This window comes from Pseudomonas sp. E45-MNA-CIBAN-0222, assembly GCF_040310405.1.
GTDB lineage: Bacteria > Pseudomonadota > Gammaproteobacteria > Pseudomonadales > Pseudomonadaceae > Stutzerimonas > Stutzerimonas stutzeri_AC.
Map to the genome: position 1 here is coordinate 299,601 of NZ_JBEOPU010000001.1, position 19,715 is coordinate 319,315.

15 protein-coding genes are annotated in these 19,715 nt (G+C 59.4%); 13 read left to right on the forward strand and 2 right to left on the reverse strand.

Annotation, left to right across the window (positions count from 1 at the left end):
• Positions 1-32 precede the first annotated feature (32 nt).
• Positions 33-458 (reverse strand): organic hydroperoxide resistance protein, encoded by a 426-nt coding sequence (locus AAEZ08_RS01330; protein WP_058064502.1) that lies wholly within the window; start codon positions 456-458, stop codon positions 33-35.
• Between the two features lie 139 nt (positions 459-597).
• Positions 598-1,047, reverse strand: coding sequence for a MarR family winged helix-turn-helix transcriptional regulator (locus AAEZ08_RS01335; protein ID WP_102819858.1), 450 nt, complete (start codon positions 1,045-1,047; stop codon positions 598-600).
• Positions 1,048-1,865: 818 nt separating this feature from the next.
• Between AAEZ08_RS01335 and nirK the strand changes: the two genes are divergently transcribed.
• The 13 genes from nirK to lon all read left to right on the forward strand — a co-directional run bounded on the left by nirK (position 1,866) and on the right by lon (position 19,691).
• Entirely contained in the window at positions 1,866-3,065 is a 1,200-nt protein-coding gene (gene nirK / locus AAEZ08_RS01340; RefSeq protein WP_500123582.1) for a copper-containing nitrite reductase, read from the forward strand.
• 43 nt (positions 3,066-3,108) lie between these two features.
• Positions 3,109-3,234: a hypothetical protein gene (locus AAEZ08_RS01345; RefSeq protein WP_015277086.1), complete on the forward strand. Its 126-nt coding sequence runs from the start codon at positions 3,109-3,111 to the stop codon at positions 3,232-3,234.
• A 9-nt stretch (positions 3,235-3,243) separates the two neighbouring features.
• The gene (locus AAEZ08_RS01350) at positions 3,244-4,086 is read left to right on the forward strand and encodes a c-type cytochrome (RefSeq protein WP_003282491.1); all 843 of its coding nucleotides are present in this window, start codon (positions 3,244-3,246) and stop codon (positions 4,084-4,086) included.
• A 59-nt stretch (positions 4,087-4,145) separates the two neighbouring features.
• Positions 4,146-5,513, forward strand: coding sequence for a cbb3-type cytochrome c oxidase subunit I (locus AAEZ08_RS01355; protein WP_003282492.1), 1,368 nt, complete (start codon positions 4,146-4,148; stop codon positions 5,511-5,513).
• A complete protein-coding gene (locus AAEZ08_RS01360) occupies positions 5,510-6,325 on the forward strand; it encodes a CbbQ/NirQ/NorQ/GpvN family protein (protein WP_058064499.1) in 816 nt (271 codons plus the stop codon). The genes AAEZ08_RS01355 and AAEZ08_RS01360 overlap by 4 nt, the downstream gene beginning before the upstream one ends.
• A gap of 3 nt (positions 6,326-6,328) precedes the next feature.
• Positions 6,329-8,350: a nitric oxide reductase activation protein NorD gene (locus AAEZ08_RS01365; protein WP_500123583.1), complete on the forward strand. Its 2,022-nt coding sequence runs from the start codon at positions 6,329-6,331 to the stop codon at positions 8,348-8,350.
• Positions 8,351-8,506: 156 nt separating this feature from the next.
• A complete protein-coding gene (gene imuA / locus AAEZ08_RS01370; RefSeq protein ID WP_003282495.1) occupies positions 8,507-9,124 on the forward strand; it encodes a translesion DNA synthesis-associated protein ImuA in 618 nt (205 codons plus the stop codon).
• A 4-nt stretch (positions 9,125-9,128) separates the two neighbouring features.
• Positions 9,129-10,541 (forward strand): Y-family DNA polymerase, encoded by a 1,413-nt coding sequence (locus tag AAEZ08_RS01375; RefSeq protein ID WP_500123584.1) that lies wholly within the window; start codon positions 9,129-9,131, stop codon positions 10,539-10,541.
• Entirely contained in the window at positions 10,538-13,615 is a 3,078-nt protein-coding gene (locus AAEZ08_RS01380; protein ID WP_500123585.1) for an error-prone DNA polymerase, read from the forward strand. Before AAEZ08_RS01375 ends, AAEZ08_RS01380 begins: the two co-directional genes overlap by 4 nt.
• A gap of 130 nt (positions 13,616-13,745) precedes the next feature.
• On the forward strand, positions 13,746-15,056 hold the full coding sequence (gene tig / locus AAEZ08_RS01385) for a trigger factor (protein ID WP_103454742.1): 1,311 nt from the start codon (positions 13,746-13,748) through the stop codon (positions 15,054-15,056).
• An 89-nt stretch (positions 15,057-15,145) separates the two neighbouring features.
• Positions 15,146-15,784, forward strand: a complete 639-nt coding sequence (gene clpP, locus AAEZ08_RS01390; RefSeq protein WP_003282499.1) for an ATP-dependent Clp endopeptidase proteolytic subunit ClpP — start codon at positions 15,146-15,148, stop codon at positions 15,782-15,784.
• A gap of 97 nt (positions 15,785-15,881) precedes the next feature.
• Positions 15,882-17,162, forward strand: a complete 1,281-nt coding sequence (gene clpX / locus AAEZ08_RS01395) for an ATP-dependent Clp protease ATP-binding subunit ClpX (protein WP_003282500.1) — start codon at positions 15,882-15,884, stop codon at positions 17,160-17,162.
• A gap of 132 nt (positions 17,163-17,294) precedes the next feature.
• Complete coding sequence (gene lon, locus AAEZ08_RS01400; RefSeq protein WP_003282501.1) at positions 17,295-19,691, forward strand: endopeptidase La; 2,397 nt, start codon at positions 17,295-17,297, stop codon at positions 19,689-19,691.
• Positions 19,692-19,715: the final 24 nt, after the last annotated feature.

Consider the following 19,715-nt stretch of genomic DNA (forward strand, 5'->3'; position numbering starts at 1 on the left):
TGGGCGCCTGTTCGCTGGTTTTCGCTATACGGTCACTTCAACACCAGCCGCACGTCGATATTCCCGCGCGTTGCATTGGAGTAGGGGCAAACCTGATGCGCCGCGTCGATCAGGCTTTGAGCCAGATTACGGTCAAGCCCAGGCAGGCTGATCTGCAGCTCGACTTCCAGGCCGAAGCCCCCGGGGATCTGGCCAATACCGACATTGGCGGTAACGGCGGTCTCAGCCGGCAGCGCCTGTTTCTGTTGGCCCGCGATGAACTTCATTGCCCCGATGAAGCAAGCCGAGTACCCGGCCGCAAACAGCTGCTCCGGGTTGGTCGCTTCGCCGCCTTGGCCACCCAGCTCGCGAGGAGTGCTGAGGTTGACATCCAATGCACCGTCAGACGATAAGGCTCGGCCGTCGCGACCTCCAGTGGTGGTTACGGTAGCGGTATAGAGAGCTTGGATGGATTGCATGGTCTTCTCCGTGGATGCCTTGTGATAATACTTTGCGCGCAAAGTAATTAGCTGAAGAAGGTATGCTTGATTTAGTTGGCGCGCAAGGTATTTTCGGGGCGGTTTGGGATACTCGAATAGGGGCAGCGACGAGCGGACGTCAGACCAGCTTTTGCAGCGCGCTGCGCAGCGCGACAATCTGGTCCTTCAGCGCAGCGATGGTTTCAGGGGACTGACCGCTTGCACCAAGGATATTCGTGGGAAAGCACTCGGCTTCTGCCTGCAAAGCGCGACCCTTCTCGGTCAGTCGTAATTCGACTACGCGCTCGTCGTCGGTGCGTCGGGTCCGGGTGATAAAACCTTCAGCCTCAAGCCGTTTCAGTAGCGGTGTCAGTGAACCTGGGTCAGTCAACAGACGCGCACTGATGTCACCAACGGTGATGCCGTCCTCTTCCCAAAGCACCAGCATGGCCAAGTATTGCGGATAGGTCAGCCCAATTCGCTGGAGCATGGGTTTGTAGACCTTGGTCATCAGCAGCGAGGTTGAATGCAATGCGAAGCAAAGTTGATTGTCCAGCTGCAGTGCCGGGCAGGAGCGGAGCTTGGTCATGATCGAAGAGGTCAGAGCGAGGTGAGCCGTAACGTTATCGCCCAAACTCTTGGGGCGCAAATGTAATGCACTGCTGACGACGGTAGCGATGATGCATCCGTACATTCTTGCAGAGCCATCTATTCCGTTGAAAAAACGAATGCATAAAGGCAGAACCGAAATCAGTGAGCCTTGGTTATTTTTCTTTGCAAAATTGCATTCAACAGATTAGTTGGAGCTTATGACATTTTTTCGGTGTGATGGTGTTCTCAGCACGAAATAAAAACCGATCTCGATCCGGTTTTCTACAAAAGTGCTGCGCTGTAATTTTAGCGATTCTATAACCTTTAATTTCGTCGCTTACAGCGCCGCAAGTGGAACCCCAAGCATACCGTCTGTCGGCACTTTTCTTGGTCTTCGTGACTTCATTTTTCACGAAAGTATTAATCCTATGTTCGTGAAAGCCCATCAATACAAGCCTACGGCATTGATTCAAAACATTTCCACCTATCGGGGGATTAATTCTTAATCACTTATTTTGCGCTATTTCTCAATATATTTTTATAGATTGAAATGGGTGGCGAATTCTCAATCTGACGTGACTTATTTCTGTGGCTAGACTGCCGATCGAGATTAACTCGTTGCTCAAGAGGCCAGGCATGCGTCATTTATCAATAGCCTTATTGCTCGCGTTGCTTGTTTTACCTACTGCCCTTTGGGCGCAGACGAAATCCAGTAGCGATGTAAGTTATCGACCCGACGTCACGATTACATTGAGGACGGATATTGCTGACGGAAAGCTCGTTTACGTTAGTGAATCCGGCCCTACTCGTGGGCAAGTGAACCCCGAACTACGGGTTCCCGAAGGCGCCGTGGTGCAAATCAACTTGATAAACGGCGACGGCGCGGTTCATGACATAGCGGTGCCGGAATTCGATGCCGGCTCCGGTGAGATTTCCGGGAAGGGTTCCGCGACTGCAATCGTGTTTCGCGCTACCAAAAGTGGAACCTTCGAGTATTACTGCACGCTTCCAGGGCACAAGGCCGCCGGTATGTTCGGGAAGTTCATCGTTGGAGATGGCCCAGAGACGGTCGTCGAACAGGGCAAGGACCTTTCCAAGGACCCGACACAGGTCGGTGAGCCGGTCGGCAGTCGCGAACCGAAGAGCATCACCCTCGACTTGCGGACCACCGAGGAGGAGGGGCGGTTGAGCGATGGCAGCACCTACAAGTTCTGGACCTTCGACGGCACGGTGCCCGGGCCGATGGTGCGCATTCGCGAGGGCGATACCGTCACGTTGAATCTCAGCAACGAGCCTGACAGTGCGCATATTCATTCCATCGATCTGCATGCGGTGACCGGACCCGGTGGCGGCGCCGCGGTCACTCAGGTTGCGCCTGGGCAGACCCGTTCGTTCACCTTCAAGGCGTTACAGCCAGGCCTCTACGTCTATCACTGCGCCACACCGATGGTTGCGCAGCACATCAGCAACGGCATGTATGGGTTGATTCTGGTCGAGCCCGAGGGCGGGCTACCGAAGGTCGACCACGAGTTCTATGTGATGCAGGGCGAGCTGTACACGGCAAACCCGAGAGGAGCCCGCGGGCTGCATGAGTTCTCGCTGGACATGCTACTGCGCGAGACGCCGCAACATCTGATGTTCAATGGTTCGAAGGACGCTCTCACCAGTATCCATAAGATGGAAGTCAACACCGGTGACAGAGTACGCATCTTCTTTGGTGTCGGCGGCCCGAACCTGATTTCCAGCTTCCATGTGATTGGTGAAATCTTCGACAAGGTCTTCGATCAGGGGTCGCTCACCAGCCCGCCACTGACGGATGTGCAGACGACCCTCGTGCCGGCCGGCGGCGCCACCATGGTCGAGTTCGTCGCGGACTACCCAGGCAAGTACATCCTGGTGGACCACGCCTTGTCGCGCGCAGAGAAAGGCCTGATGGGTGTGTTGACGGTGAAGGGCGATGCGGACGCTTCGATCTTTTCCAGCCCCGAACCGATTGACCCGCATTCCGGGCACTGAGAGCGGTTTCCCATACTGCAGCTGATGCTGCAAAGGAGAAGGCATGCAGGCTCGAAAGTTATATGGCCCATTGAAGATTCTGAGTGTTGTCGTACTCGCGCTGATGTTTGGCGCAATGCTCTACGCGTTCACGATGACGCTCATTCACTGGACAGGCATCAATGTCTGAGGGCACGCCATGAACAACCGCCAAGCGAGGCTCTTCGCGATTGCCGCAACCGGTGTGGCCACGCTCGTGTTCATCGGGCTGACAGTGGACAGTCACCGGCAGTTTCCAAAACTGACCAATGCCGAGAACATCACCGCGGAGGTCAAACACGGGATGGATGTCTGGCATAAGTACAACTGCATCAACTGCCACACGCTGTTCGGTGAGGGGGCCTACTACGCGCCTGATCTGACCAAGATCACCCAGCACCGCGGTGAGCCTTATCTCAAGGCTTATATGCGCGATCCATCGAAGTTCTATGACGAGAAGATCCATCGTCGCCTGATGCCCAAGCAGGATCTGGCCGAAGATGAAATCAGCGATCTGATCGCTTTTCTCGACTGGGTGAGCAAAGTAGATAACCAGGGCTGGCCACCTCGACCGATCCTGGTCACCGGTAGCTTCGTTCCGGGTGCCGACACTGGTGGTGGGCAGCGTGACGACCTGCCGGCGGGCGCGCGCCCGGTGGATGCCGACGATGACGAGCGAGCACTGGGTGAGCAGGTTTTCCGAGCGGCGGTACCCGCCTGCAATGCCTGCCATTCCATCGCGCCCGGGGCCAACATGGCAGGACCGACGCTGGCAGGGCTTGCCACCCGTGCGGCGGAGATCGTGGCATCTCCCGACTACCAGGGCCAGGCCAGCGATGCTCGCGGCTATATTCGCGAGTCCATCGTGGACCCTAGTGCGCACATCATTCCCGGCGCTATGTACTCAGCCGACGGCACGTCATTCATGCCAACGGGTTATGACAAGAGCCTGACGGACGAGCAGATCGATCAGCTGACGGCCTATCTCGAAACACTCAAGTGACACGCGTACGGCCAAGCCTAATTCGGCCCGACCCACGTTCGCTTTAAGGGGAAACTACGATGCGCTATCAGTCCCAATCGGTCGCCTACTGGTACTTCGCCGTCGCGATGGTGCTGTTCGGCCTGCAGCTGGTGTTCGGCCTGCTGTCGGCGACCAAATACATCGGGCCGGACCCGCTGCTGTACATCCTGCCGTTCGACGTGACCAAGGTGATCCACACCAACCTGCTGATCGTATGGGTGCTGACCGGCTTCATGGGCGCGACCTACTGGATGATTCCTGAGGAGTCCCGCGCTGAGCTGCACAGCACCAAGCTGGCCTATGTGCAGTTGGTGCTTTGGACGCTGATGGGTGTTACGGCAATCATCGGCTACCTGTTCCGCTATGGCACCGGCAACAAGCTGCTCGAACAGCCGCTGCCGCACAAGATCGTCATCGTCATCTGCATGCTGATCTTCCTCTATAACATCGGCATGACGATCCGAAAATCGGGGCGCTTCACCACGACCGAGGCGGTGCTGATGATCGGCTTCGTCAGTGCTGCGCTTTTGTATCTGCCGGCATTGCTGCACTACGAGAATTACACGGTTTCAATCTTCTATCGCTGGTGGACGATTCACCTCTGGGTTGAAGGCGTATGGATGATGATCATGGGCGGCTTCCTGGCCTACCTGCTGATCCGCTTGTCCGGTGCGGATCGGGAAGTCATGGAGAAGTGGCTGTATGTGATTGTCGGCCTGGTGTTTATTGCCGGCATCCTCGGCACGGCACACCACTATTACTGGGTCGGCGTACCGACCTACTGGCTGCCGATCGGCGGGTTCTTCAGCGCGCTGGAGCCGCTCGCACTCGTCGGCATGGCCGCCTATGCCTACGGCGCCATGCGGCGCTCGGGGCTGGCGCACCCGAATACACTGGCGCTGCACTGGACGATCGGTAGCGCGCTGTTCTCCCTGTTCGGCGCCGGGCTGCTGGGCCTGGCGCACACCTGGCCGAGCGTCAACAAATGGACCCACGGCACCTTGATCACTGCCATGCACGGCCATGCGGCGTTCTATGGGGCCTACGCGATGATTGTCATGGCGATGATCACTTATGCCTTGCCATCGCTGACTGCCGGGCGCCGGGAGCAGGGCACTGCGCTGGGCTACTGGGCGTTCTGGCTGCAGATCACCGGCATGTTCGGTATGACGCTGTCGTTCGCCACGGCCGGCATTGCACAGGTCTATCTGGAGCGGATCATGGGCATGGGCTATCTGGATGCGCAGCTCAAGATCCAGATCCATTTCGTGATGCTCATCGCCACCGCCTCGCTGTTCACGGTGGGCGTTGCGCTGTTCATCTACGACTTCTTCCGCTACACGCCACGCTTCGTCCTGAACGATACGGAGCCTGTGCTGGCAGAGACGGAGGTGCGCCCGACGTGACGGTGCCCGAATATCCGCCATTGGCGCAGGCAAGTGAGGAGGCGCCGTTCTACGTAGCGAGCGGTAATGAGGTCGCGATGTTCGAGCGCTGCCATGCGCGCGGTCTGGCGGTCATGCTCAAAGGGCCGACCGGCTGCGGTAAGACCCGCTTCGTCGAGCATATGGCCTGGAAGCTGGGGCGGCCGCTGATCACGGTGGCCTGCCACGATGATCTGTCTGCCAGCGATCTGATCGGGCGCTTCCTCATTCGCCATGACGGCACTGTCTGGCAGGACGGCCCTCTGACCCGAGCTGTACGTGAGGGGGCCATCTGCTATCTAGATGAAGTTGTCGAGGCGCGGCAGGACACCGTGGTCGTCCTGCACGCCTTGACCGATCACCGGCGCCTGTTACCGATCGACAAGACCGGTGAGTTGCTGATGGCATCACCAGGCTTTCAGTTGGTGATCTCCTACAACCCGGGCTACCAGCGCATGCTCAAGGACCTCAAGCCAAGCACGCGTCAGCGTTTCGTGGCTATGGATCTGGATTTCCCGGGCGAAGAGGAGGAGGCGAGGATCGTCCAGCGCGAAAGTGGTGTCGATGCACCGACCGCGCGCGCCCTGGTCACGCTGGCGCGCAGGCTGCGAGCGCTGCGTGACCGTGGCTTGGCCGAGGTGCCCAGCACCCGCCTGCTGATCGCCGCAGGCGCACTTTGCGCCGATGGCATAGCAGTTCGGGAAGCTTGCCTGGCGGCAATCGTCTCGCCCCTTTCGGACGACGAAGCGCTGGTCGGGGCGATGCGCGATCTGGTCGACGGAACATTCATCTAGACCATGGCCGAAGCCGAAGAAGTTCTTACCGACGCTGCGCGGCATGCGACGGTCTTCGCCCAACGCCTTTGGCGCCGCTACAGCCCAGCGCCGGACGCACCGGCAAGTCTGCCCCTTAGCGAAGTGGCTGAGCGCCTGGAGTTGCTACTGGCGGCAGTATTCGGCAACAGCTATCGGCTGCGTATCGCCCAGCCGCCGGCACGACCGACCTTGCTGGCAGACTGGTTCGGCCGAAGTCCCAGGCCGCAGCGACTCGCGGCAGTGCCGGCAACCGATGGTGCGAGTATCTGGTTGCCGCGCACGCTGGATATCCCTGATCGCACACTTGCATCGACTCTCTACAAAGTGATGGCCTTGCAGCAGGCCATGCGTATTCGCCGGGGCTGTGCACTGCCCCAATGGCGCAGTCTGCCGCCACTGGCTGGTGCGCTGTACCACCTGCTGGAAGCCCATGCGGCCGAGCGCGAGTTGTTAGAGGAAATGCCAGGGCTTGCCGACTCGGCGCAGGCATTGCGGGCCTGCGCACTCGCGCGTCGTCCACCGCTGAGTGCATTCGGTTCGGCACGGCGGCCTTTGGAGGCTCGCGTGCGAGCGCTGTTGGTGGGCGAAGCGGATGGTTTTCCGCAATCGCCTACGCCAGAAACCTCATGCGAGTGGGCGACTCGATTGGTGGCCGAATGGGCGTTGGAACCTGCTTCTGGAGGACGCATCGGCCAGGAGCCGCTGTTCGCGGACTGGTGGACCGGAACGTTGCTGGCTCCTGCGATGCGCCATCAGCAGCATACGGTCGCTGCCCAGGCTTCACTCGACCCCACTCAGCCGGCGCCGCAGAGCGTGCGGCTCGAACGGCGACCCGATATTCGTCAGGCGCGCCCCGATGAGGATGAATCGGAGGAAAGCGGACCACTGATGATCCAGTTGGACGAGCCCCATCCCCATGCGGAAGACCCGATGGGCTTGCAGCGGCCCATCGATCGGGACGATGCGGATGCCGAGCTGTTCGGTGAAATGCTCGGCGATCTTCCTCAGGCGCGCCTGGTGGCTTCGCCTGGGCGACCCAAAGAGGTGCTGCTGGCTGATGATCCTCCTGACGCTTCGGCTACCGTGCTTGCGCCCGACATTTCGGCTGCGCAACGAGGGATTGCCTATCCGGAATGGGACTACCGCACGCAGCATTACCGCGAGCAGAACGCCCTCGTTCAGGTACGCGCAGCTCCGCCGGGTAATCCAGCCTGGGTAGCGGAAACGCTCGAGTCCCATCGAGGATTGCTGGAGGGGATTCGTCGCCGTTTCGAATTGCTGCGCACCCATCGGGCCTGGTTGCGCGGTCAGGTCGATGGAGACGAGCTGGATCTGGATGCCTATGTCGATGCGCTAGCGAATCTGCGGGCGGGTAGCGGGCTGACCGACCGTCTGTACCGCACGCAACGTTGCGCGGAGCGGAACCTGGCCATCCTGCTGCTCATCGATGTCAGCGGGTCGACGGACAGCTGGATTTCCCAGGGGCGACGCGTGATAGATGTCGAGCGCGAAGCCCTGTTGCTGGTGAGCATCGCGCTGCAAAGCCTGGGTGCGCCCTACGCGATCCAGGCATTTTCAGGGCAGGGCAGGGAAGCGGTGGTGGTCCGCGATATCAAGACCTTCGAGGAGGCTTATGGCCAGGAGGTGGCGCTACGCATCGCCTCCCTGGAGCCGGAGCATTACACCCGCTGCGGTGCGGCTATCCGTCATGCGAGTGCCAGCCTCATGCGCCAACCGGCGGCCCGTCGGCTGCTGCTGGTGTTGTCCGATGGCAAGCCCAGCGACAACGATGACTACGAAGGCCGATACGGAGTCGAGGACACTCGCCAGGCGGTTCTGGAAGCTGCGCTGCAAGGCATATCGCCGTTCTGTCTGACCATCGACCGGCAGGCCAGCGCCTACCTGCCGCGGATATTCGGCGCGACCCGCTATGCGCTGTTGCCGCGTCCGGACCTGCTTCCCACGGTACTGCTCGACTGGATGAAGCGGCTGGTGCAAGGCTAGCGGCTCTTTGGAACCGCTCGATGAGTGACATGGTATCGCCCACTTGAATACTGTATAAATAGACAGTATTCATGAGGTGAACTCCGTGTGCAGTGCATTCATTTCTTTCGTTCTTAAGGCATTCCCTAGGCGAACGCTGGTATCGAGGTTCGCCTGATGGGAACGGTCGCAGCGCTTGAGGTCCTGCTCGATCAGCGTCGCATATGGCGCGGCCAGCCAGTTGCGCCCGCCGCCGGGGCGCAGCCGACAGGCCATGCTCAACTGGACAGGCGTCTGCCTTCGGGCGGCTGGCCGCAAGCTGCACTGACCGAGATCCTGATGCCCGCAGCCGGGGCAGGGGAGCTACGTTTGCTGTGGCCAACCATTGCCCGCCTTACTGCTGCCGGCCAGCGCGTCGTGCTGGTGGCGCCGCCTTTCATTCCTTACCCGGCAGCATGGCTGGCAGCCGGTGTCGACTTGCAGCATATGGTGATCATCCAGGCGACCGGCAAGGAAGTGTTGTGGGCGGCGGAGCAATGTCTGCGTTCCGGATGCTGTGCGGCCGTCTTGTGCTGGCCACAGCGTGCGGACGACCGCGGCATGCGCCGCCTGCAGGTGGCGGCCGAAAGCGGAGACAGTTTGGGTTTTGCTCTTCGTGATGTCAGTGAAGCAGTCAATCCGTCGCCGGCGGCATTGCGTCTTGTGCTGGATACGCCGCCTGGATGGCTGCGGCTACTCAAATGCAGGGGTGGTGTCGTGCCTCAGACCTCGTTTGCTCTGGCCGAAGGGGCCTGACGCGATGCGCTGGGCTTGCATTGTTCTGCCGCAACTGGCGCTCGACGGGGTGCTGCGCGCGCAAGAAATTGGTGATGCACCGCTGGCCATGATCACCGGCGGCGCGCAACGAAGGCTATTGCAAGCAGTCAACGTGCCGGCACGCCAGCGTGGGCTACGTCCGGGCATGACGCTGACTGCGGCACAGGCTCTGGTGCGAGACTTCATCCGGGTTGAGTACGACTCTCGCGAAATAGAGCGTTCGGAGCGCTTGCTGGCGGCCTGGGCCTATCGCTTCAGCTCGCATGTCAGTCTGTTCTATCCACGCGCCTTGCTGCTGGAGGTGGAGTCCAGCCTTGCACTCTTCGGTCCCTGGCCGCGGTTCGAGGCCAGATTGCGTCAGGAGCTTACCGATCTCGGCTTTCGTCACCGCATCGTGGTGGCACCAAATCCCGTTGCGGCACGGGTGTTGGCAAATGTTCACGATGGCCTGGTGGTAGATGAACAGAGCCTGCTCGAGACGCTCATGCCGCTTTCGCTGGAGCGCCTCGGTCTACCGCGCGACGCTGCCCGGAGCTGTCAACGCATGGGGATACGCACGCTGCGCCAGTTGTTAGCGCTGCCTCGTGCGGGGCTGGCTAAACGGTTTACTGCAGAAGTGCTGTTGCAACTTGACCGCCTGCTGGGGCAACAACCTATAGCGCTGGATTATTTCCTCCCGCCTGAGCGTTTCGAGCAGCGTCTGGAGTTCAATTTCGATGTCGAGTCAAATCAGGCGCTGTTGTTTCCGCTGCGGCGCTTGTGCGCGGATCTGGCTGCCTTTCTCCACGGTCGCGATTGTGGTGTAGAGCGCTTCGTGTTGCACATGGAGCACCGTTCAGCCGCGGACAGCCGGCTCGATGTGGGTTTGCTGAGCCCGGAGCGCGAGAGTGAGCGGCTTTTCGAGCTGGCACGCGCGCGGCTGGAGCGCCTGCAGCTACCGAGTGCGACGCAGGCGCTACGACTGGTGGCTGAGGATTTACCGGTGTTCGTGCCTGAGCGCCGCGAGCTGTTCGATGATCGCCCACAACGTAGCCTGGTCTGGCAGCAGCTGCGGGAGCGTTTGCGGGCTCGCCTCGGTGAGGAGGCGGTTCTAGCGTTGCATGCGCGGGACGATCATCGTCCAGAACATGCCTGGCGGCTGGCTACCGAGAATGGCTCGGGCAGTCATGCATCCGTTGCTCAGCGCCCCGGATGGTTGCTCCCACAGGCGAAGCAGCTGAAAGAGAATGAGGTGCGGATTCTGGGCGGTCCAGAGCGAATCGAGTCCGGCTGGTGGGACGCGGACGATATCCGACGTGACTACTTCCTGATCGAAACCCGCTCTGGACAGCAGGGCTGGGCCTATCGAGCGTTCGGGGAGGCGGGCCCTCTGATGCTGCAGGGTTGGTTCGCATGAATCTGCCCGATTACGCGGAGCTGCATTGCCTGTCTAACTTCAGCTTTCAGCGCGGTGCGTCAAGCGCACTTGAGTTGTTCGAACGTGCTCGCCAGCATGGCTACAAGGCGCTGGCCATTACGGATGAATGCTCCCTGGCAGGGATCGTGCGTGCGTGGCAGGCCGCCAAGGAGTCAGGTGTGCCCTTGATCGTCGGCAGCGAGATGAAGGTCGAGGATGGCCCCAAGCTGGTGCTGTTGGTGGAGAGCATTCAGGGCTACCAGAATCTTTGCCGCATCATCACTCTGGCACGCCGGCGTGCGCAGAAAGGGCAGTACCGCTTGCTGCGCGAGGATATCGACCAGTCGGCGCAGGGGCTTCTAGCACTCTGGCTGCCCAAGCTCGATGACAACGAAGCCCATGGTCGTTGGCTCAGTAAGCGCTTTGGTGATCGCCTCTGGCTGGCGGTCGAATTGCACTACGGTAGTGATGACGCACGGCGTCTCGCACATTGTCGGGCTTTGGCTGAATCCTTCGGCATCGCCTTGGTGGCTGCCGGCGATGTCCATATGCATGCCCGCGGACGGCGTGCGCTGCAGGATTGTCTGACAGCCATTCGTCATCACTGCAGCGTTGCCGAGACCGGGCAGCGACTTTTTCCCAATGGTGAGCGTCACCTTCGCTCGCGGGATCAACTGACCGAGCTATACCCAGCCGCGCTGCTCGATGAAACGCTGAGGATTGCCGAGCGCTGCCGGTTCGATCTTGGCGAGCTGCGCTATGAGTACCCCCACGAACTGGTACCGCCTGGTCAGACAGCTACCCAATGGCTGCGCCATCTGACGGAACAGGGGGCGCTTTCGCGCTGGCCCGAAGGCACTCCTGCGGTCGCCCGTGAGCGGATCGAAAGCGAACTCCAGTTGATCGCCGAGCTGGGTTACGAAAGCTATTTCCTGACCGTGCATGACATCGTCCGCTTTGCTCGCGAACGCAGCATTCTCTGTCAGGGACGCGGTTCTGCCGCCAATTCCACCGTCTGTTATGCACTTGGCATCACCGAGCTGGATCCGTCACAGCAGCACATGCTGTTCGCCCGTTTTCTATCGAAGGAGCGTAACGAGCCGCCGGATATAGATGTCGACTTCGAGCATGAGCGACGCGAGGAAGTCATTCAGTACATCTTTCGCCGTTATGGCCGCGAGCGGGCGGCATTGACCGCCGTGGTTAGCAGCTATCGCGGCGCCGGGGCGGTGCGTGATGTGGCCAAGGCGCTGGGTCTGCCGCCAGATCAGGTCAGTGCGCTGGCTGATTGCTGCGGTCACTACAGCAGCGCGCCGCCAGCGCCTGAGCGCCTTCTCGAGGCGGGCTTCGACCCGGACAATCCGTTACTGCGTCGGGTGCTGGTGCTGACCAGCCAGCTGGTGGGATTTCCCCGTCATCTGTCGCAGCATCCCGGCGGTTTCGTCATTTCCGAGCGGCCGCTGCAGACGCTGGTACCGATAGAAAATGCCGCGATGGCTGAACGCACCATCATTCAGTGGGACAAGGATGATCTGGACCTGATGGGGCTGCTCAAGGTCGACGTTCTGGCGCTGGGCATGCTCAGCGCGTTGCGCCGCTGCTTCGATCTGATCGAGCGATATCGAGGCCAGCGCTGGACGCTGGCGAGCCTGCCACAGGAGGACCCGGCGACCTACGCCATGATCTCGCGCGCCGATACCGTCGGCGTGTTCCAGATCGAGTCCCGTGCGCAGATGGCCATGCTGCCCAGGCTGCGGCCGCAGACCTTTTATGACCTGGTCATTCAGGTGGCCATCGTGCGGCCAGGACCGATTCAGGGCGATATGGTGCATCCCTATTTGCGTCGGCGTAACGGTGAGGAGCCGGAAACCTATGCGTCCGAAAAACTTCGTACCGTGCTCGAACGAACGCTGGGTGTTCCGCTGTTTCAGGAACAGGTCATGGAGCTGGCCATCGTCGCGGCCGATTACACACCCGGCGAAGCCGATCAGTTGCGTCGCTCCATGGCGGCATGGAAGCGTCATGGAGGGCTCGAGCCGCACCGGCAGCGGCTGACCGAGCGCATGCTCGCCAATGGTTACCAGGCTGAATTCGCCGCACGCCTGTTCGAACAGATCAAAGGCTTCGGCAGTTATGGTTTTCCCGAATCCCACGCTGCCAGCTTCGCCCTGCTGACCTACGCCAGCAGCTGGCTGAAATGTCATGAACCTGCGGCTTTTGCCTGCGCCCTGATCAACAGCTGGCCGATGGGTTTCTATAGCCCCGATCAGATCCTTCAGGATGCGCGGCGCCATGGCATTGAAATCCGCCCGGTCGATATTCGTTTCAGCGACTGGGAGTGCTCATTGGAAAGTAGCGGGCAGGGCGACGCAGCCATCCGGCTGGGCTTGTGCCTGGTGCGTGGTTTTAACGAAGAGGTCGCGCAACGCCTGGTACTAACCCGGCGGCAGGCGGCGTTTGTCGATATAGAAGATGTTTGTCGGCGCGCAGCGCTGGATCAGCGTTCGCGGGAGCTGCTTGCCGATGCCGGCGCGCTACGAGGCCTTGTTGGGCACCGCCACAGAGCCCGTTGGGCCATTGCTGGTGTCGAGGAGCAGATGCCACTGTTCGCCGGGCTGGTGGCACAGGATTCTGCAGTGACGCTGCCGCTGCCCAGCGTGGCTGAAGATATGCAGAGCGATTATGAGCTGCTTGGAACCACTCTCGGTCCGCATCCTTTGAAACTGCTGCGTACGGCGTTACGGGCCAGGCGCTGCCTGGCGTCCAAGGACCTGATCGGCGTGGCGAGCGGGCGTCAGATACGGCTGGCGGGGCTGGTGACCGGAAGGCAAAAGCCACAAACAGCCAGTGGCGTGATCTTCGTGACACTGGAAGACGAATTCGGCATGGTCAACGTCGTGGTGTGGCACCACCTGGCAGAGCGGCAGCGCCGAGCGCTTATCGGTTCGCAACTGTTGCAGGTGGAGGGCAAGCTGGAAAGTCAGGATGGTGTCAGGCATCTGATAGCAGGACGGCTGACCGACTTGACTGCGCTATTAAGTGGGTTGGATGTGCGCAGCCGTGACTTCCACTGATCATCCTAGGCAACAAGCGCTTCGTGATCGGTGTGACAGGCGGGGTGACTTATGTCAACCGAGCCACTAGAATGCTTGCCCATTCTGGGGCCGGAACGCCCGGCTTATGTCTGTGCAACGAGGAAAATCCATGCAAGTTTCTGTTGAAAGCACCTCCGCTCTTGAGCGCCGCATGACCATCGGCGTGCCGGTCGAGCGCATCGAGACCGAAGTCAACAAGCGTCTGCAACAGACCGCCAGCCGTGCCAAGATTCCTGGATTCCGCCCCGGCAAGGTGCCGATGAGCGTAATCCGTCAGCGTTACGAAGAAGCGGCTCGCCAGGAAGCCCTGGGCGACCTGATTCAGTCGACCTTTTATGAAGCCATCGTTGCCGAGAAGCTGAACCCGGCCGGCGCTCCGTCTGTCGAGCCGAAAGTGTTCGAAAAAGGCAAGGACCTCGAGTACGTCGCCACATTCGAAGTATTCCCAGAGTTTGAGGTCGCTGGCCTTGAAGCCATCGAGATCGAGCGCCTGCAGGCTGAAGTGGCCGATAGCGACGTCGACAACATGCTGGAAATCCTGCGCAAGCAGAATACTCGCTTCGAGAACGTCGAGCGTGCTGCCGAAGACGGCGACCAGCTGAACATCGATTTCGTCGGCAAGATCGACGGCGAGGCCTTCGCTGGTGGCTCGGCCAAGGGCACTCAGCTCGTTCTGGGCTCGGGTCGCATGATCCCTGGTTTCGAAGACGCCCTGGTCGGTGCCAAAGCCGGTGAAGAGCGCGTGATCAACCCGACTTTCCCCGAGGATTACCAGAACCTCGATCTGGCAGGTAAAACCGCCGAGTTCACCGTTACCGTGAACAGCATTGCCGCTCCGCAGCTGCCAGAGCTCAATGACGAGTTTTTCGCTCAGTTCGGCGTGCAGGAAGGCGGCGTAGAAGGCTTCCGCGCCGAAGTCAAAAAGAACATGGAGCGCGAGCTGCGCCAGGCCATCAAGACCAAGGTGAAGAACCAGGTCATGGAAGGTCTGGTAGCTGGCAATCCTATCGAAGTACCCAAGGCGCTGATCGACAACGAAGTGAACCGTCTGCGCGTCCAGGCCGTTCAGCAGTTCGGCGGCAACATCAAGCCTGACCAGCTGCCGGCTGACCTCTTCCAGGAGCAGGCCAAGCGTCGCGTCGTTCTAGGCCTGATCGTGGCTGAAGTGGTCAAGCAGAAAGAGCTGAAGCCCGATGAAGCTCGCGTTCGCGAGCTGATCGAAGAGATGGCTTCTGCCTATCAGGAACCGGAGCAGGTAGTTTCCTGGTACTACAAAAATGACGAGCAGTTGAACGAAGTGCGTTCGGTTGTGCTCGAAGAGCAAGTTGTAGATACTGTCCTGCAGCAGGCTAAGGTGACCGACAAGTCGGTCTCCTACGAAGAAGCTGTCAAGCCTGCGGAAGCCCCGCAAGCTGCCTGATTTCTTCACATATTCGAGTGCACAAACATAAGCCAGCCTCGTGCTGGCTTATGTCTTTTAAGGCATGACATAGGGAGTATCGTTGGAACATGTCCCGCAATCCTTTTATGCAAGTTCCGGACATTCAGGCCGCCGGCGGCCTGGTCCCGATGGTGATCGAGCAATCCGCACGCGGTGAGCGCGCCTATGACATCTATTCCCGTCTCCTGAAGGAGCGGGTGATCTTCATGGTCGGCCAGGTCGAAGACTACATGGCCAACCTGATTGTCGCGCAGATGCTGTTCCTCGAGGCCGAAAACCCTGAGAAGGACATTCATCTGTACATCAACTCCCCGGGTGGCTCGGTAACTGCCGGCATGTCGATCTACGACACCATGCAGTTCATCAAGCCTGACGTGTCGACCATCTGTATCGGCCAGGCCTGCTCCATGGGAGCTTTGTTGTTGACTGGCGGCACCGCTGGCAAGCGTTATTGCCTGCCGCATTCACGCATGATGATTCACCAGCCGCTTGGTGGCTTTCAGGGTCAGGCTTCGGATATCGAGATTCACGCGCGTGAAATCCTCACCATCCGTGAGCGTCTGAACAAGGTGCTGGCTCACCATACCGGTCAGCCGATGGATGTGATTGCCCGCGATACCGACCGCGACAACTTCATGAGTGGAGAAGACGCCGTCAAGTACGGGCTGATCGATCAGGTTCTGACTCAGCGTCAAATGGCGGTTTAATCTCTACAGCCAGCGATATGCGGCTGCTCCGTGGGCTTGAAAAAGCCCACGATTGCCTTCATCTTGTGTTTCAAGCCTTCCCGATTGGATCGATCGAATGACTGACACCCGCAACGGCGAGGACTCCGGCAAACTGCTCTATTGCTCTTTTTGCGGCAAAAGCCAGCATGAAGTACGCAAGTTGATCGCCGGGCCCTCCGTTTTCATCTGCGACGAGTGCGTCGACCTGTGCAATGACATCATCCGCGAGGAGGTGCAGGAAGCTCAGGCCGAGAGCAACGCGCACAAACTGCCTGCGCCAAAGGAGATCAGCGGCATTCTCGACCAGTACGTCATTGGTCAGGAACGCGCGAAGAAAATCCTGGCAGTAGCCGTTTACAACCATTACAAACGCCTGAACCAGCGCGACAAGAAAGAAGAAGTCGAGCTGGGCAAGAGCAACATTCTGCTGATCGGCCCTACCGGCTCGGGTAAGACGCTGCTGGCCGAAACGCTGGCCCGTCTGCTCAATGTTCCCTTCACCATCGCTGATGCAACCACCCTCACTGAGGCGGGTTATGTGGGTGAGGACGTAGAGAACATCATCCAGAAGTTGCTGCAGAAGTGCGATTACGATGTAGAGAAGGCCCAGATGGGTATCGTTTACATCGACGAAATCGACAAGATCTCGCGTAAATCGGATAACCCATCGATCACTCGTGATGTGTCCGGCGAAGGTGTGCAACAAGCCTTGCTGAAGCTGATTGAAGGTACTGTGGCATCTGTTCCGCCGCAGGGTGGTCGCAAGCATCCACAGCAGGAGTTTCTGCAGGTCGATACGCGCAACATCCTGTTTATTTGTGGTGGAGCTTTCGCTGGGCTGGAAAAAGTCATTCAGGGTCGCTCTACGCAAGGCGGCATCGGCTTCAACGCTGAGGTGCGCAGCAAAGATCCGGGCAAGAAGATTGGCGAGGCTCTGCGCGCCGTTGAGCCGGATGACCTGGTCAAATTCGGCCTCATTCCCGAGTTCGTCGGTCGCCTGCCGGTGATCGCCACACTCGACGAGCTCGATGAGGCGGCACTGATCCAGATTCTCACCGAGCCCAAGAATGCGCTGACCAAGCAATATGCCAAGTTGTTCGAACTCGAAGGCGTGGATCTGGAATTCCGTTCGGATGCCTTGAAGGCAGTTGCTTCTCGTGCGCTTGAACGCAAGACCGGGGCACGTGGGCTGCGTTCGATCCTCGAGGGTGTGTTGCTGGACACCATGTATGAGATTCCTTCGCAGAAGGATGTCAGCAAGGTGGTCATTGATGAAAGCGTGATCGAAGGCACATCTCAGCCGCTGCTGATTTACGAGAACGCTGAACCGCCAGCCAAGGCTGCGCCTGACGCGTGATCGAACAAAGGGGCCTGCGGGCCCCTTTGCATTTGGTCTGCCTCCTTGTTTTTTGCGGTGCGTGCCCTCATCTTTGCTGCAAGGGTATTGCCCGTCCGTTTACCGCCGTATGGCCGTCGTAGAGCTGAATTTATGAAGACAACCATCGAATTGCCCCTTTTGCCGCTGCGCGATGTGGTGGTTTATCCCCACATGGTGATACCGCTTTTCGTTGGCCGTGAAAAATCCATCGAAGCGCTCGAGTCCGCCATGTCCGGCGATAAGCAGATCCTGCTATTGGCGCAGAAGAATCCTGCCGATGACGATCCCGCTGAGGACGCGCTGTACCGCGTCGGCACCGTGGCCACCGTACTGCAGTTGCTCAAGCTTCCAGACGGCACCGTGAAGGTGCTGGTCGAGGGAGAGCAGCGGGGCGTGATCGAGCGCTTTGTCGAGGTTGACGATCATTGCCGCGCTGAGGTTTCGCTGATCGACGAAGCCGAAGTCGATGCACGCGAGTCGGAAGTGTTCACCCGTAGCCTGCTCAGCCAGTTCGAACAGTACGTTCAGCTGGGCAAGAAGGTCCCTGCAGAGGTTTTGTCCTCTCTGAGCAGCATTGATGAGCCGGCCCGCCTGGTGGATACCATGGCGGCGCACATGGCGCTGAAGATCGAGCAAAAGCAGCAGATTCTTGAGATCACTGACCTGCCGGCCCGAGTCGAGCACGTGTTGGCGTTGCTGGATGCCGAAATCGATCTGTTACAAGTGGAAAAGCGCATCCGCGGCCGTGTGAAGAAGCAGATGGAGCGCAGCCAGCGCGAGTACTACCTGAATGAGCAAATGAAGGCCATTCAGAAAGAGCTCGGCGATATCGACGAAGGCCATAACGAAATCGATGATCTGAAGAAGCGCATCGAGAATGCTGGGCTGAGCAAAGACGCCTATACCAAAGCTCAAGCCGAGCTCAACAAGCTCAAGCAGATGTCGCCGATGTCCGCCGAAGCCACAGTGGTACGTACCTATATCGATTGGTTGGTAAACGTGCCCTGGAAGGCTGCCAGCAAGGTTCGCCTGGACCTGACCAAGGCCGAGGAAGTGCTCGATGCCGATCACTACGGCCTGGAAGAAGTGAAAGACCGTATTCTCGAGTATCTCGCCGTGCAGAAGCGGGTGAAGAAGCTCAAGGGCCCGGTACTCTGTCTGGTTGGCCCGCCCGGTGTCGGCAAGACCTCTCTGGCCGAATCCATTGCGCGTTCGACCAACCGCAAGTTCGTGCGCATGGCCCTTGGTGGTGTGCGTGACGAAGCCGAGATCCGCGGGCATCGCCGTACGTACATCGGCTCCATGCCAGGCCGCTTGATCCAGAAAATGACCAAGGTTGGGGTGCGCAACCCGCTGTTCCTGCTCGACGAGATCGATAAGATGGGCAGCGACATGCGTGGGGATCCGGCTTCGGCGCTGCTCGAGGTCCTGGACCCAGAGCAGAACCATAACTTCAACGACCACTATCTTGAGGTCGATTACGACCTTTCCGATGTGATGTTCCTCTGCACTGCCAACTCGATGAACATCCCGGCGCCCCTGCTAGACCGCATGGAGGTCATTCGGCTCCCCGGCTATACCGAGGACGAGAAGATCAACATCGCGACGCGCTATCTGGCACCCAAGCAGATCCAGGCCAATGGCCTGAAGAAAGACGAGTTGGCCTTTCAGGAGTCTGCGATCAGGGACATCATCCGCTACTACACCCGCGAAGCCGGAGTGCGTAGCCTGGAGCGCCAGCTGGCCAAGGTCTGCCGCAAGGTGGTCAAGGAGCACGCTTCGGATAAGCGCTTCCACGTGAACGTGGATGCAGACTCTCTCGAACACTTCCTGGGCGTTCGCAAGTTCCGCTATGGTCTTGCCGAGCAGCAGGATCAAGTGGGTCAGGTCACTGGGCTGGCTTGGACTCAGGTCGGCGGTGAACTGTTGACCATCGAGGCTGCTGTGGTGCCCGGCAAGGGGCGTCTGACCAAGACTGGCTCCCTGGGTGAGGTAATGGGCGAATCGATCACTGCAGCGCTTACAGTGGTTCGTAGCCGCGCCACAAGCCTGGGATTAGCCGCCGATTTCCACGAGAAGCAGGATATTCACATCCACGTACCTGAAGGCGCGACGCCGAAAGATGGTCCGAGTGCGGGTATTGGCATGTGCACATCGCTCGTTTCTGCGCTCACTCAAATACCCGTGCGCGCAGATGTCGCAATGACCGGTGAAATAACCTTGCGCGGGCAAGTGCTTGCTATTGGTGGACTGAAGGAAAAATTACTTGCTGCACACCGTGGCGGGATCAAGACGGTGATCATTCCGGAAGAAAATCAGCGTGATCTGAAAGAGATTCCTGAAAATATTAAGCAAGACCTGCAGATTAAACCGGTGAAGTGGATTGACGAAGTCCTGCAAATTGCGCTGCAATACGCGCCGGAGCCCTTGCCCGATGCGGCTCCCGAGATTGTTGCAAAGGACGACAAGCGCGAGCCTGATTCCAAGGAGCGAATCAGCACGCATTAGTCTGGAAGGCCACATTGACACACT

Excerpts from the sequence above, each read along its gene's own strand:
- AAEZ08_RS01330 (WP_058064502.1), bottom strand. The coding sequence starts at position 458 with ATGCAATCCATCCAAGCTCTCTATACCGCTACCGTAACCACCACTGGA.
- AAEZ08_RS01335 (WP_102819858.1), bottom strand. The coding sequence starts at position 1,047 with ATGACCAAGCTCCGCTCCTGCCCGGCACTGCAGCTGGACAATCAACTT.
- AAEZ08_RS01345 (WP_015277086.1), top strand. The coding sequence starts at position 3,109 with ATGCAGGCTCGAAAGTTATATGGCCCATTGAAGATTCTGAGTGTTGTC.
- AAEZ08_RS01350 (WP_003282491.1), top strand. The coding sequence starts at position 3,244 with ATGAACAACCGCCAAGCGAGGCTCTTCGCGATTGCCGCAACCGGTGTG.
- AAEZ08_RS01355 (WP_003282492.1), top strand. The coding sequence starts at position 4,146 with ATGCGCTATCAGTCCCAATCGGTCGCCTACTGGTACTTCGCCGTCGCG.
- AAEZ08_RS01365 (WP_500123583.1), top strand. The coding sequence starts at position 6,329 with ATGGCCGAAGCCGAAGAAGTTCTTACCGACGCTGCGCGGCATGCGACG.
- imuA (WP_003282495.1), top strand. The coding sequence starts at position 8,507 with ATGGGAACGGTCGCAGCGCTTGAGGTCCTGCTCGATCAGCGTCGCATA.
- AAEZ08_RS01375 (WP_500123584.1), top strand. The coding sequence starts at position 9,129 with ATGCGCTGGGCTTGCATTGTTCTGCCGCAACTGGCGCTCGACGGGGTG.
- AAEZ08_RS01380 (WP_500123585.1), top strand. The coding sequence starts at position 10,538 with ATGAATCTGCCCGATTACGCGGAGCTGCATTGCCTGTCTAACTTCAGC.
- tig (WP_103454742.1), top strand. The coding sequence starts at position 13,746 with ATGCAAGTTTCTGTTGAAAGCACCTCCGCTCTTGAGCGCCGCATGACC.
- clpP (WP_003282499.1), top strand. The coding sequence starts at position 15,146 with ATGTCCCGCAATCCTTTTATGCAAGTTCCGGACATTCAGGCCGCCGGC.
- clpX (WP_003282500.1), top strand. The coding sequence starts at position 15,882 with ATGACTGACACCCGCAACGGCGAGGACTCCGGCAAACTGCTCTATTGC.
- lon (WP_003282501.1), top strand. The coding sequence starts at position 17,295 with ATGAAGACAACCATCGAATTGCCCCTTTTGCCGCTGCGCGATGTGGTG.